Annotated in this window: 11 protein-coding genes and 1 pseudogene; 5 read left to right on the top strand and 7 right to left on the bottom strand. The window is 42.1% G+C overall.

What is annotated here, in order from left to right; translation table 11 throughout:
• The 4 genes from QLH32_RS01580 (at nt 1) to QLH32_RS01565 (ending at nt 4,142) form a co-directional block, all read left to right on the top strand.
• Complete coding sequence (locus QLH32_RS01580; protein ID WP_283267764.1) at nt 1-1,557, top strand: PepSY-associated TM helix domain-containing protein; 1,557 nt, start codon at nt 1-3, stop codon at nt 1,555-1,557.
• Nucleotides 1,554-1,844: a DUF1634 domain-containing protein gene (locus tag QLH32_RS01575; protein WP_283267762.1), complete on the top strand. Its 291-nt coding sequence runs from the start codon at nt 1,554-1,556 to the stop codon at nt 1,842-1,844. The genes QLH32_RS01580 and QLH32_RS01575 overlap by 4 nt, the downstream gene beginning before the upstream one ends.
• Nucleotides 1,845-2,045: 201 nt before the next feature.
• Nucleotides 2,046-2,933: a sulfite exporter TauE/SafE family protein gene (locus QLH32_RS01570; RefSeq protein ID WP_283267761.1), complete on the top strand. Its 888-nt coding sequence runs from the start codon at nt 2,046-2,048 to the stop codon at nt 2,931-2,933.
• Nucleotides 2,934-3,050: 117 nt separating this feature from the next.
• The gene (locus tag QLH32_RS01565) at nt 3,051-4,142 is read left to right on the top strand and encodes a 3-deoxy-7-phosphoheptulonate synthase (protein WP_267979383.1); all 1,092 of its coding nucleotides are present in this window, start codon (nt 3,051-3,053) and stop codon (nt 4,140-4,142) included.
• A gap of 54 nt (nt 4,143-4,196) precedes the next feature.
• On the opposite strand, the gene ppa is transcribed toward QLH32_RS01565, so the two are convergent.
• Nucleotides 4,197-4,727 carry an inorganic diphosphatase gene (gene ppa / locus QLH32_RS01560; protein WP_283267759.1) on the bottom strand — a complete coding sequence of 177 codons (531 nt, stop codon included), beginning with the start codon at nt 4,725-4,727 and terminating at the stop codon, nt 4,197-4,199.
• Complete coding sequence (locus tag QLH32_RS01555) at nt 4,720-4,998, bottom strand: DUF190 domain-containing protein (protein WP_283267758.1); 279 nt, start codon at nt 4,996-4,998, stop codon at nt 4,720-4,722. The genes ppa and QLH32_RS01555 overlap by 8 nt, the downstream gene beginning before the upstream one ends.
• Before the next feature lie 101 nt (nt 4,999-5,099).
• Between QLH32_RS01555 and QLH32_RS01550 the strand changes: the two are divergent.
• Nucleotides 5,100-5,786, top strand: a pseudogene (locus QLH32_RS01550) (TonB-dependent receptor domain-containing protein); the annotation flags it as partial.
• Nucleotides 5,787-5,895: 109 nt separating this feature from the next.
• On the opposite strand, the gene QLH32_RS01545 reads toward QLH32_RS01550, so the two are convergent.
• From QLH32_RS01545 to QLH32_RS01525, 5 genes are all read right to left on the bottom strand, one after another.
• The gene (locus tag QLH32_RS01545) at nt 5,896-6,588 is read right to left on the bottom strand and encodes a GntR family transcriptional regulator (protein WP_283267757.1); all 693 of its coding nucleotides are present in this window, start codon (nt 6,586-6,588) and stop codon (nt 5,896-5,898) included.
• A 6-nt stretch (nt 6,589-6,594) separates the two neighbouring features.
• Entirely contained in the window at nt 6,595-10,200 is a 3,606-nt protein-coding gene (gene uca / locus QLH32_RS01540; protein WP_283267755.1) for an urea carboxylase, read from the bottom strand.
• A gap of 15 nt (nt 10,201-10,215) precedes the next feature.
• Nucleotides 10,216-12,042, bottom strand: coding sequence for an allophanate hydrolase (gene atzF / locus QLH32_RS01535; protein ID WP_283267753.1), 1,827 nt, complete (start codon nt 12,040-12,042; stop codon nt 10,216-10,218).
• Nucleotides 12,043-12,223: 181 nt separating this feature from the next.
• Nucleotides 12,224-12,580 (bottom strand): winged helix-turn-helix domain-containing protein, encoded by a 357-nt coding sequence (locus tag QLH32_RS01530; protein ID WP_283267751.1) that lies wholly within the window; start codon nt 12,578-12,580, stop codon nt 12,224-12,226.
• Nucleotides 12,581-12,639: 59 nt separating this feature from the next.
• On the bottom strand, nt 12,640-13,749 hold the full coding sequence (locus tag QLH32_RS01525; protein ID WP_283269264.1) for an S-(hydroxymethyl)glutathione dehydrogenase/class III alcohol dehydrogenase: 1,110 nt from the start codon (nt 13,747-13,749) through the stop codon (nt 12,640-12,642).
• Nucleotides 13,750-13,755: the final 6 nt, after the last annotated feature.

Genomic DNA, 13,755 nt, shown 5'->3' with positions numbered 1-13,755 from the left:
ATGCAACATAAAGGCATTCGTCAATCAATGGCATGGTTACATGCATGGACAGGCTTAATTTTTGGATGGCTGTTGTTTTCCATTTTTCTGACAGGAAGCAGTGCCTACTATCGACACCATATTAATCTCTGGATGCAACCACAGCTTGCTCAGTACCAAGTCAATCAGGAAACCGCGATTCGTACAGCAACTGAATATTTAGAAAAAAATGCGCCCAATGCAAAATCGTGGTATCTGAACATTGCCAACCATGAACAGCCTGTTAATCAAATGTATTGGAAAAAAGCGGATGGTGGTTATGAAAGCCGTACGCTGGATGCAAATACAGGACAGGAACTCAAGTTATCAGCCACTCAGGGCGGAGATTTTTTCTACAGCTTTCATTATCAGCTTTATGGTATTCCCTATCTCATCGGGCGACTGATTGTCTGCTTTGCTGCCTTTATTATGCTGATTGCATTGGTTTCAGGCATTATCACCCATAAACAAATGATTACTGACTTCTTTACCCTCAGAACCTTTAAATCACAGCGCTCCTGGCTGGATTTTCATAATGTTTCCTCTGTGCTGGCACTACCATTTTTCCTGACCATTACCTTTACGGGTCTGGCGATTTTCTTTTACCTATATCTACCATGGGGAATGAAGAAATTATATCCAGACAATTCTTTTCAGTTTTTCACTGAAATCAGGACGGTGAGTCAAACACCGAATAATACTACACCGCCAAGTAAAGCGAATATGCTGCCTATCGGCACATTGTTGGAGCAAGTGAAAAAACAATGGGGAGATCAGGCTTTAGCTTCAATTGAGGTAAAAAACCCAAATACTGACCAGGCCATCATTACATTTAAGCAGCTAGAAGACCGTTCCATTACCTTAAATCAGGCAGAGATTAGCTTTGATGGAACAGGTAAAATTCTAGGCAATACCAGAAACAATAGCGCTGTCGCCACACTACACTCAGGTGTGTATGGCTTGCATATGGCAACCTTTGCACAGCCTGCACTTCGTTTTGCATTCTTCTGTTCGGGTATTTTGGGCTGTTTAATGATTGCCTCAGGTTTGCTGCTATGGAGCTTAAAACGTCAAATCCAGAATAAATCGGATCAGTTCCATGTCGGATATTATCTGGTTGACCGTTTAAATGTTGCCGCATTGATTGGATTGCCAATCGCAATGTTAAGTTATCTGTTGGCAAACCGATTGGTGCATATTACCGAAGCTACGCCAAACTATGAAATTTATACATTTTTCACGGTTTGGGGCTCAAGCTTTATCATTGCACTATTCACTAAAAAACAATATTTATGGAAATCCCAAATTGTTGTGTTTGGATTACTTGCACTCCTCATACCTTTATATGACCTGATTTACCTGCTCAATCATCAACTGATCTCAGATATGAAAAGTTATTGGGTATTCTTGAGAGTCGATTTATTCCTGATTGTTTGCGCGATATTTGCAGTGTTTATCTTTAGAAATATCCAGCCGATTCAGGCAAAGTCCGTGCAAAAAATTAAAGCCAAGTTGGCAAAAAATGAGGTGAAAGCATGATCATTTTTAGCCTTTTACTGATACTTATAGGTATGTTCATTTTATATAAATGCAGCGCCAAACAAATCACCAAAGCTAAGCCAACACAACAACAGTTTTTAAATCGTTTTAGAATACAGCTCAGACTTGCTGCATTTTTATGTTTCCTGTTTGCTGGCAGTTTGCTGTGCTTCAAATATGGCAGCTCAATTGGATTTATAAGCTGGTGGATTTTCGCCACCCCTATCACTTTTTTACTGGTTTTATGGGTGAATGATGTCACCAAACAACCGCAGAAAAAATCATAGCGGGGTCATTTGAAAACATCATCAATAGCCATCTATTCTAAGCAAGAAACCCAACAAAAATATTGGAATGATCAAATAAAGCTAAAGCATTTTTAAAATTCTTTAGCTTTTTTTTGCATAAGTAAATCACTATTCATCACAACGAGTTATCTAAAAAAAGCATAAGATATGCGAGTTTTAGCATAATTAGGCATATTGTTGATGTTTGGTCCTATTGAGTTCATTTTAGCTGGTGTTTTAGTTGGCTTCTGTGTGGGAATTACAGGTGTTGGTGGAGGTTCATTGATGACCCCTATCCTTATCAGTTTATTTAAAATTGAACCCCATATCGCAATTGGTACAGATTTACTTTATGCCTCAATCTCAAAATTCTGTGGTTCAGTTGTTCACGCCAAAAAGCTGAATATTGTATGGCCAATCGTGCTGTGGCTTGCATTGGGAAGTATTCCCGCTTCTTTTGCAACCTCCTGGATACTGGAGCATTACTTAAGCCAGTCAACACACTATAAAGCTGTATTAACCATGGTTTTGGGTTTTATGTTGACCTTAACAGGGATTTCAATTGTCTTCCGTGCCCAAATTGAGAAACTGTTTGATCGTTTCCGTAACCGTGAACAGGCCAATATGGAAAGCGAGCAGCACGCGCTACAACATAAACGTCATTACATCCTGATTATGGGCGTGGTGTTAGGTATTTTTGTGACCCTATCCTCTGTAGGCGCGGGTGCTTTCGGTATCATGGCCTTGGTGATTATGTTCCCGAACTTACCCATGATTCGTATTATTGGTTCAGACGTGGTTCATGCCGTATTGCTGACCGCAGTTGCTGGTTTAAGCCATATGTCTTCTGGAAATGTCGATTTCACCCTGTTGATGTGGTTACTTGTCGGTTCTATTCCAGCCATTATTATCGGTACTTTAATCAGCTCGCATATGCCTGAAAGACTAATTCGTAGAATTCTGGGTATTACCTTGTTTGCCCTGGGGGTGAACTTTATTATCAACCCTGTGAAAGCCAAGCCAAAACCAGTTGAAACCCATCAGGCGGTGGTGATCCAGCAGTCTATTTCAAAAACAAGCCCCGTTTAAAACCCAATTGCCGATTGATTCTGCACAAATCATGCGATTCGCTAGTTAATCAATCGGCTTTTCATGCTATATTCGTAGACAAAATAACCTCTTCTTTCGATTGAATTTGTGACAGCAATGAATACTCTACAGCCAAATCCAGTTTCCCAGCCAGATATCAATGACGTTAATATTAAAAGCATTCAAACCTTAATTACTCCAGCGGAACTCAAAACCGACCTGCCTTTGTCTGACATCGCCTCTCAAACGGTACTGCAAGGTCGTGAAACTGTACGTAATATTTTAGATGGTAAAGACAAACGTCTGTTTGTGGTAATTGGCCCTTGTTCCATCCACGACCCAAAAGCGGCACATGAATATGCCGACCGTTTAAAAGAATTGAGTGAAAAAGTCAAAGATACTTTATATCTGGTGATGCGTGTTTATTTTGAGAAACCACGTACCACTGTTGGCTGGAAAGGTCTGATCAATGACCCTGACATGAATGATTCATTCAATATTGAAAAGGGTTTGCATATTGGCCGTCAGCTGTTGCTTGATATTAATGAAAAAGGTCTGCCATGTGCCACTGAGGCACTTGACCCGAACTCACCACAATATTATCAAGACCTGATTTCATGGTCTGCGATTGGGGCACGTACCACTGAAAGCCAGACGCATCGTGAAATGTCTTCAGGCCTGTCTTCCCCAGTTGGCTTTAAGAACGGTACAGACGGCGGCTTAACTGTTGCAACCAACGCAATGCAGTCGGTTAAGCATGGCCACAGCTTTCTGGGCCTAAATGAAAATGGCCAGGTTGCGATTATCAATACCAAAGGCAACCCTTATGCCCATGTGGTATTACGTGGCGGTAATGGCAAACCGAACTATGATGCAACTTCCGTTGCCGAAGCTGAGGCTGCTTTGGCAAAAGCAAAAGTCAGCAACAAGATTATGATTGACACCAGTCATGCCAACTCAAACAAAGACCCGTACCTGCAACCTTTGGTTTTAAAGAACATCACCGAACAGATTCTGGATGGCAATAAGTCAATCGTGGGAATCATGGTGGAAAGCCATTTAAAAGGTGGCCGTCAGGATATTCCTGAAAACCTGTGTGACCTTGTATATGGTCAATCTGTGACAGATGGCTGTATCGACTGGGATACCACCGAAAAAGCCCTGCTGGAAATGGATGCGGCATTAAAAGAGGCTTTGGCAAATCGCTAAGACTGCTTAAGTCAAAAGAAAAGCCCATAATTTTTATGGGCCTTTCTTTATCCATTATTCTTCATGTGCTGGATAAGCCTGTACCGATTTTATAATCTCATCCCTTGCTTTCTGGGCATTCTCCCAGCCTATAAACTTAACCCATTTACCCTCTTCCAAATCCTTATAATGTTCAAAAAAGTGCTGGATTCGGGCTAGAATCAGCGGATGAATATCATCAATATCCTTGATATGGTCATATAAAGGTGAGATTTTACTGTGTGGAACGGCAATAATTTTTGCGTCCATACCATGCTCATCTTCCATATACATTACACCGACTGGTCGGCTACGAATCACTGAACCTGCCACCACAGGATAAGGCGCAAGTACCAATACATCCAGCGGATCACCATCTTCACTCAAGGTTTGTGGAATATAGCCATAGTTCGCAGGATACGACATTGCCGTACTTAGAAAACGGTCAACGAATAAAGCATTGTATTCTTTATTCATTTCATATTTTACAGGTGCGTTGTTTTCTAGGATTTCAATCAGGCTATAAAAATCATCAGGAATATTCAATCCAGCAACCATGTTAGTCATTGTTGTTCTCCTTGTTGCCTACACTGCCAAATTCAACAACAATGACTAACATGGTTGATGTTTTGCTATAAAAGATTGAAATGTTTTCCTGGGAAAGTGTGGCGAACAAAGACTGTTCCTGCTCAATATCCACGATAAATTCAATTTGTACTGGACGGTCGGCAAGTTCAAAAAAATGGGCTGAGTGGGGTTTGCCTTGACGGTCAAAACTCTGGATGCCGTTGTTTACGGTTGCGCCCTTTAATCCTATTGTTTTGGCTACTTCAAGCAACCAGTCATAAAATGAAATGTATCAGCAGCATTTACACGTGGCTGAACATCATCCGCTCAGCAAATATGCTCAGGAGGTTTTTGCCCTTGCCAGTCAAATGATCTCAGGGTTTTGTTCCGCCCGAAGTCAGTCGTTTATATGGCGCAAATTTGGTTACACCTAATCTAAAGGAAGCAACATTTAACAATGTCGATGCTGGTTTACGTTTCAAGCTATTAGATGATCAGCTTGATGGTGAAATTACCTTGTATCGTCTACAAGGCAAAGATGAGTTGATCAGTTATACCAAAGCCGACAATACCCGCGAGCCACGTAACGCAGGAAAAACACGACACCAAGGCATTGAAGTTGGTGGGACATGGAAAATCAATCAGGTTTATGACCAGCGTTTAAAACTGTCTGGAAGTTTGGCGAAACATGAATATAGAGAATTTGAGCCATCCACTATTCTCGACTATAGTGGCAATACCATGCCAAGTGCCCCAAAAACATTTGGTACAGTTGAATACCAGATCAAGCCCATTCCTGAACTGTTACTTTCAGTTGAGGGTGTGTATGTAGGTGCTTACTGGATCAATGATGCCAATACTGAAAAGTATAATGGACATACTGTTCTCAACTTGCGTGCCAATTATCGTCGTAAAGCCTATGAAGTGTATGGGCAAATTCTAAATGCAGCCGATGTACATTATGCTGAAAGTACCTCTTTTAGCAACAATCAGGTAGGTTATACCCCTGCTGCACCGCGTACCTATTTAATGGGTTTGCGTTATCATTTTGGTAAATAAATGAGGAAAATCAATTCATCCATTGATTCTTAATGAGTTAATACTGGCGTGTTGTACTTCATTATGAGTATGACACGCTTGACCAAAGTTGCTTAAAGCAATTTTTAATTTAGTAAAACTGACTGGAATCCAGCATTTGCAGGGTGATCTTTTTGACTTCATCACGGCTTTGCATGATATGGCTTTCTATCGCAATTAAAGCCTGATCAACCTGACGCTCAAAGATAAAATCCAATATTTTTTGATGTTCCTGATAGGTTGCCTCCACTCGATATTGCTTGGAAAAATCCAGACGACGAATAATACGGATTCTTTCACTTAAATCGCGGTGAATTCGTGCCATTTCATTATTGCCCGCAGCTCGAACCAATGCACAATGAAAATCTTCATCCTGCTGTGACAATTGTTTAATATCTTTTAAATATTGATTCGGCTCAATCATCCATAAATCTTTTAAAACGGATAGTTCAACTGAGTTTTGATGATCAATTTGGCAAAGTTTTCGGATTGAATCTTTTTCTAACACAATGCGGATATCGTACAGTTCTTCATAATAACGAAAATTGAGCGGTCGAATCTGCCAACCGCTGCGAAAACTGACATCCACATAGCCCTCTTGTTGCAAACGATAGAGTGCCTGTCGGATTGGGGTACGACTGACATCATAAGCCTTTGCCACTTCTGACTCAGTAAAACGTTCACCTGGCATCAACTTGAAATCAAAAATATCATTCTTGATGCGCTGGTAAACCAGCTCAGACAAATTGTCTGAGCCTTTTGTTGTTATTTTTGTTTCTTTCATGCCACCCTATTCCATATATACCAGTGGTTCACCGCTATGTACGGTTTGTCCTGCCCGACAGATAATGGCTTTGACAATGCCATCTTCCTCTGCATACACAGGCAATTCCATTTTCATTGCTTCAATAATAGCAACAGTTTCACCTTTTTTAACCTCCTGACCATGCTCCACAAAAATTTTCCAGATATTGCCTGTCATCGAGGCATTCAATGAAGACAGATGGCTGTAATCTGTCGTGTTGTTTTGTTCGACTTGCTCTTCTGGCTGAGTGGCAAACTCTTCTTTCCAGCGACCAACTTCTGAGCTAAATGCCTGTTGCTGTTTGGCTTTAAATTCAGCAATATCGTCTGCTTCATCTGCCAGAAATTTCACATAGTCGGCATAATCAAATTCAGTTTCTTCAATCTCGATTTGCGCACATCCATTTTCAAAATCAGCTCGCCACTGATTCAGTTCTTGTTCAGACACTTCAAAGTATTTGATTTGATCGAAGAATTGTAAGAACCATTGCTTATCACCAAACTGTTTATTTTTCTTGAATTTATTCCAGATCGGCAAGGTACGCCCAATCAACTGATAACCACCTGGTGAATCCATGCCATAAATACACATATACATGCCGCCAATGCCAACCGTTCCCTCTGCGGTAAAGGTACGTGCAGGATTGTATTTGGAACTGAGTAAACGATGGCGTGGATCAATTGGCACGGCACATGGCGCAGTGAGATAAACATCACCTAGTCCCAAAATTAAATAATTGGCATCAAAGATAATATCTTTCACTTCATCACGATGCGCCAATCCATTAATCCGTTGGATAAAATCAACGTTATTTGGCAACCATGGTGCTTTGGCACAAACACTTTCCTGATAGCGTTCCACTGCGCCCAACGTGGCACTATCTTCAAATGCCATTGGTAAATGCACGATACGGGATGGAATTTTAAGTTGGCTTAAATCGCCCATTTCTTCTTCAAGTTTAAGCAATTCAGCAATCAGTTGTGACTGTGGAATCAGCAAACCATCATATTTTATTTGTAATGAACGTACACCTGGAGACAACTCCAAGACGCCTGCAATTTTTGCATCACGAATCATTTGAATGAGTTGATGCACACGCAAACGTAAGGCCAAATCTAAAACGTTTTCTCCATATTCTAATAAAATATAGCTATCACCTGCCTGACGATACACGGTTTTTGGTGATAATTCGGTTGGTTCACATTGTGCCAAAATCGTCGTTACAACCGCTTGAATCGGTTCAATTGTTTCAATGATTTGAGCTGCTTCAGCAAAGTTTTGAATATTGTCAATTTGCTGACGTTCCAATTCATTAGCTTGTTCAACACTGATTGGATAAAAACGGATTTTATCGTCGGCTTTCAACTGACCAACTTTCCAGAGTTCTGCTTTGGCAATGGTCACAGGACAAACGAAACCACCCAGACTTGGACCATCTTTTGCCAGAATCACAGGGAAATCACCTGTAAAATTGATTGCGCCAATCGCATATTCACAGTCATGCACATTGGATGGATGTAAACCTGCTTCACCGCCATTTTCCCGTGCCCAGCTTGGGGTTGGCCCTGACAGACGCACGCCTAAACGGTTGGAGTTAAAGTGTACCGTCCATTCTGATGCAAAAAATTCTTCTACATATTCAGGTTTAAAAAAATCAGGTGCGCCATGTGGACCATATAACACCGCAATGTCCCATGTATTGCCATATTCAGGAATCAAGTCGGCAGACAAAGCCTGAGGTGCATCACTTGCAAGTGGCAACTCCTCACTGGCCAATGCAGGATCAACCATTTTAATCATGTCACCCACACGCAAGGTACGCCCTGCATGACCACCAAAATTCCCTAGTGCAAAAGTAGCACGGCTGCCCAAATATACAGGCACATCCAGACCATTGCGTACTGCTAAATAAGTTCGACAGCCTGACTCAACCTGACCGATTTTAAGAATTTGTCCTGCTTTTACTGCAACAGGTTGCCAGAAATCAATTTCCTGATCATCCAGCAAAGCAGTACAGCTTGCGCCAGCTAAGGCAATCGTTGCATCTGCATGAAATTTCAACGTTGGCCCAACCAAAGTAAATTCAAAACCTGCGGCTTTACTATCATTGCCGACAATGCGATTTGCCAATTGAAAAGCATAATCATCCATTGGCCCTGATGGTGGCACACCAATATCCCAATAGCCTGTACGGCCTGGATAATCCTGAATCGAGCTGAGAGTGCCAGCCTGAATCACTTCAATCACGTTTGGCGTGTAGTTGAAATCATCCAGCATCCGTGTCCAGATTTGCATATCATCAAAACGCTGATCGGAAATAATCGCACGGGCATAATCCAGATTGGTGCTAATACCATTCAAGCGAGTTTCCGCCAATACCGTTTTGAGTTTTTCAATCGCAGCCGCACGATCATCAGCATGAACAATGATCTTGGCAATCATCGGATCAAAGTATTGTGAAATTTCGGTGCCTGTGTTGACCCAAGTATCGACACGAGTTCCCTCTGGAAAACTAACTTCAGTTAATACACCTGGACTCGGTTGGAAATTCTTCACAGGATCTTCGGCATAGACTCGTACTTCAATCGCTGCACCCTTCGGCTGAATATTACTTAAATAGTCCCAGTCCAGTTCGTCACCTGCTGCCACTTTGAGCATACATTCAATGACATCTAAGCCAGTGACCATTTCCGTGACAGGATGTTCAACCTGTAAACGAGTATTCACTTCAAGAAAGTAAAATTCATCCCGATTGGCATCGTAAATAAATTCAACTGTTCCAGCACTGCGATAATTGACCGATTTTCCGAGTTCCACCGCAGCCTGATGTAGTTTTTTACGAGTGGCTTCTGGCAGATTTGCCGCTGGGGTTTCCTCTACGACTTTTTGGTTACGACGTTGCAGTGAACAATCACGCTCACCAAATGCAACCACTTGTCCTTTACCATCACCAAAAATTTGTACTTCGACATGGCGAGCCTTATCAATAAAGCATTCAATAAATACGCCTGCATCCTTAAAGAACTGTTCACCCAAGCGTTTGACACTTTCATAGGCATCGGTCAAGGCTTGTGGTGTATCGCAACGCGTCAGACCAATACCACCACCGCCTGCGGTACTTTTCAGCATGATTGGATAGCCAATCCGATCCGCAGCGGTCAGTGCTTCGTCCAGACTATCCAGCAAGCCTGTTCCTGGGGTCATCGGTACATTGGCCGCAGCAGCCAATTCACGGGCACGATGTTTTAAACCAAATTCCAAAATTTGCTCTGCGGTTGGACCCATAAAAGCAATGTTATTTTCTTCACAGGCACGGGAAAAATCCGCACTTTCAGACAGGAAACCATAACCTGGAAAAATCGCTTCTGCGCCCGTTTGTTTGGCTGCCTGAATCAATTTTTCAATACTTAAATAAGTATCGGCAGGTTTTAAGCCATCCAAAGCAATCGCAATATCTGCATCGGCAACATGCTGTGCATAGCGGTCACTATCGGAATAAACAGCAACACTGGTAATGCCTAATTTTTTTAAGGTGCGGATCGCTCGAACAGCAATTTCACCACGGTTTGCAATAAGTACAGTTTTAAACATGATGATTTCCCCAAATTAATTCGTTGTGTTGGCTGCTTGACTGTTGCGATGCTGAATGTAGGCTCTCCAGCCACCAAAATGACTAATATTCTCTGCATCATCTATGCCATAAGGCTCGCAAATAAAGCCTTTGACCCAACGACCATCTTCCAGCTCTACATTGCCCATACCTAAAGGCGTTGGAATTTCTGCCACAAACTCACCGAAGCGTGCTGTCGGTACATCCCAAAGTTCGACAATGATGCTGTCCCCATTTTGCTGACGAGCCAGTCCAGGTTTTGGAGGAATCGTGCCGTTTAAGGCATAGAGCGCATAATTTTTTGAGGTTTTTGTAGTTTCGATATGTACCGCATCACGGGTGGTAAGCTGGAAATTCAGTGGCATACCTGTCAAATGTGCGCCTACAACCGCAACACGAATATGATGTGGTGAAACAGGCGTTGCAGAACTTAAAGGTAAATTCTTGTCTAATGCACCGAGTTTAAGTGCCAGATAGTTTTGCCATGCCTTACCAAAATGCACCAATGCAGCATCGTGCCAAGCAGGCGCAATTAAGGTAATGCCAAACGGTAAATGATCGGCTCTAAAGCCTGCTGGCAATGCTAATGCGCTGAGATCAGCCAAATTGGTGAAATTGGTATACGTTCCAAAATGAGCGTTATATTCAAACGGATGTTGCTGAACTTGCTCAATGGTGTAAATGGTTGGCGTGGTTGGCACAATTAAGGCATCAAATTCAGCCAGTTTTTGTTGAATTTTTCGGGCTAAATCCTGCTTGAGATATTCCGCATTGTAGGCATCTACAGCAGAATATTGTTCACCCTGTTTAATGATTTCTAAAACGGTTGGATCAAAATCTGCAGTATTGGTTTTGAGTAAATCTTCAACCGTTGCGGTGCGCTCTGCCACCCATGAACCTTGATACAGTTGCGCTGCCAGTTGCTCAAAGTCTGAAAAATCAATCTTGGTGATTTCAGCATTTAAACTTTCTAGTAACTGAACTGTTTGCTGAAAAGCTTTTTCGGCTTGTTCATCGCCAAAGAAATTGGGCTGTTCTGGAATAGCAAATTTGAGTTTGCCTGAGAAACGTGCAGGAACATTTTTAGGATGCTTGCGTGAATAGCTGTCTAAAGCATCATAAGCCTCCAACAGATTTGCCACCAAATCCGCATCGGCAACGGTCAATGCAAAAATGGAAATACAATCCAGACTTTTACAGGCAGGCACTAAACCACGATTGGAAAAACGACCTTTGGTCGGTTTCAATCCAACAATATTATTAAAGGCAGCAGGAACACGACCTGATCCCGCAGTATCTGTACCGAGTGCAAATGGAACGAAGCCTCTAGCGACGACACTGGCAGAACCCGAGCTTGACCCCCCACTGACATATTCAGGTTTAAATGTATTGGATACTGCCCCAAATGGTGAACGCGTCCCCACCAAACCTGTCGCAAATTGATCAAGGTTGGTCTTACCAATCACAATTGCACCCGCTTGTTTTAATAAGCGAACAGTCTCCGCATCTTTTTCTACAATGGTAGTTAAAGCCTTACAGGCCACCGTTGTTGCAAATCCTGCGACATCAATATTGTCTTTGACTGCAAACGGAATGCCATACAATGGAAATTGCTTGTGTAAATTTTCAGCGTCTTTCGCCAATTCATTTAGGGAATGAATTTGTTGCTCAACTTGATCTAAGGTTGCAATCGAAATCCATGCATTATCTTGAGGATGAATTGCTGCAACCAAATCCTTTAAAATATCGAGCTGAATCTCTTTATTTAGATAAGCGGTTTGCCATTCTGAAATCGTCCAGCCTAAAGTTTTTATCTCATGCATGTTATGAATCCCATCTTGTATACAAGTTTGGATAAATAAATGCAGAAAGTGTGCCAGATATATTTTTATATTATAAATTAATATCTTATAATTTTATTTAATTGATTTTTGATGAGTGGATTTAGCTTTGGTGCCAAAACGGCTTCATTTTAATGCCCATGCCCCATAAATCAGCATAAGATTATTGAGGTGATTTTAGATAGCTGGATAATTCTTGAAAATCATGCTCAAGTGCTTTGGCTGCCTGCTGTTCCATTGCCCTAAATTTTTTGAGAATCACTTGCCCAAATTCAGTTACCACTGCTCCACCACCATGTGTTCCGCCTGTTTGTGTTTCCACCAAAGCAGACTGAAAACATTGATTCATAGTATCCACCAGTTGCCATGCACGTCGGTAACTCATATTCATGGATTTAGCCGCTTGAGAAATCGAACCTGTACGTTGAATGGCTTCCAGTAGTCCAGCCTTACCAGGACCAAAAGCAATCTGTTCCTCAGACAAGATACGGACGTGTAGTTTTAAACGTGGTTTTGACATCAACTTATACTCAAAGATTTGATGATGCAGAACACATCATCAAATCCAGATTTTAACAATTAAAAATGAATCACGGTACGAATCGACTTGCCCTCATGCATTAAATCAAAAGCCTCATTAATGTCTTCAAGCGGCATGGTATGCGTCACAAATGGTTCAAGCTGGATTTCACCTTTCATGGCATCCTCCACCATTTTTGGCAATTGCGAACGACCTTTCACACCACCAAAAGCCGTCCCCATCCATTTACGCCCTGTCACCAACTGGAATGGACGGGTTGAGATTTCCTGACCAGCACCAGCAACACCAATAATCACTGATTGTCCCCAACCACGATGTGCACATTCCAAGGCTGAACGCATAACATTGACATTACCAATACATTCAAAAGAATGATCAACGCCCCAGCCTGTCATTTCCACAATCACTTGCTGAATTGGTTGATCATAATCTTTTGGATTTAAGAAATCCGTTGCACCGAATTGTTTTGCCAGTTCAAACTTATCAGGATTGGTATCAATCACAATAATCCGTCCAGCTTTGGCTTGGCGCGCACCTTGCACCACAGCCAGACCAATTCCACCTAAGCCAAACACCGCAACACTATCACCCTCTTGTACTTTCGCCGTGTTATGTACCGCACCGATTCCTGTGGTTACACCGCAACCCAACAAACAAACTTGCTCATGGTTGGCTTCTGGATTAATTTTCGCCAAAGACACTTCGGCAACAACCGTATATTCACTAAAGGTTGAGCAGCCCATATAGTGATAAATTGGCTGACCATTATAAGAAAAACGCGTTGTACCATCAGGCATCACACCCTTGCCCTGAGTCGCGCGAACCGCAACACAAAGATTGGTTTTACCCGATTTACAGAACAAACATTCCTTACATTCTGCGGTATAAAGAGGAATCACATGGTCACCGACTGCAACACTAGTCACACCCTTTCCGACTTGAACCACCACACCAGCGCCCTCATGTCCCAATACTGCTGGGAACACACCCTCAGGATCATCACCAGACAAGGTAAAGGCATCGGTATGGCACACACCTGTATGGGTAATTTTAATCAGGACTTCACCCGCTTTTGGTGGTTCAACATCCAGTTCCACAATTTGCAATGGCTCACCTGCGGCAAAGGCTACGGCTGCACGAGATTTAATCACAAT

Origin of the sequence: Acinetobacter corruptisaponis (genome assembly GCF_030053775.1) — a bacterium.
Lineage (GTDB): Bacteria > Pseudomonadota > Gammaproteobacteria > Pseudomonadales > Moraxellaceae > Acinetobacter > Acinetobacter corruptisaponis.
Note: the sequence above shows the minus strand (reverse complement) of the source record. Positions and strands in the feature narration are given on the sequence as shown.

What these genes read in the sequence shown, in the direction of transcription:
- QLH32_RS01575 (WP_283267762.1), top strand. Translation starts at nt 1,554, where the DNA reads ATGATCATTTTTAGCCTTTTACTGATACTTATAGGTATGTTCATTTTA.
- QLH32_RS01580 (WP_283267764.1), top strand. Translation starts at nt 1, where the DNA reads ATGCAACATAAAGGCATTCGTCAATCAATGGCATGGTTACATGCATGG.
- QLH32_RS01530 (WP_283267751.1), bottom strand. Translation starts at nt 12,580, where the DNA reads ATGTCAAAACCACGTTTAAAACTACACGTCCGTATCTTGTCTGAGGAA.
- ppa (WP_283267759.1), bottom strand. Translation starts at nt 4,727, where the DNA reads ATGACTAACATGGTTGCTGGATTGAATATTCCTGATGATTTTTATAGC.
- QLH32_RS01570 (WP_283267761.1), top strand. Translation starts at nt 2,046, where the DNA reads ATGTTTGGTCCTATTGAGTTCATTTTAGCTGGTGTTTTAGTTGGCTTC.
- QLH32_RS01565 (WP_267979383.1), top strand. Translation starts at nt 3,051, where the DNA reads ATGAATACTCTACAGCCAAATCCAGTTTCCCAGCCAGATATCAATGAC.
- uca (WP_283267755.1), bottom strand. Translation starts at nt 10,200, where the DNA reads ATGTTTAAAACTGTACTTATTGCAAACCGTGGTGAAATTGCTGTTCGA.
- QLH32_RS01545 (WP_283267757.1), bottom strand. Translation starts at nt 6,588, where the DNA reads ATGAAAGAAACAAAAATAACAACAAAAGGCTCAGACAATTTGTCTGAG.
- atzF (WP_283267753.1), bottom strand. Translation starts at nt 12,042, where the DNA reads ATGCATGAGATAAAAACTTTAGGCTGGACGATTTCAGAATGGCAAACC.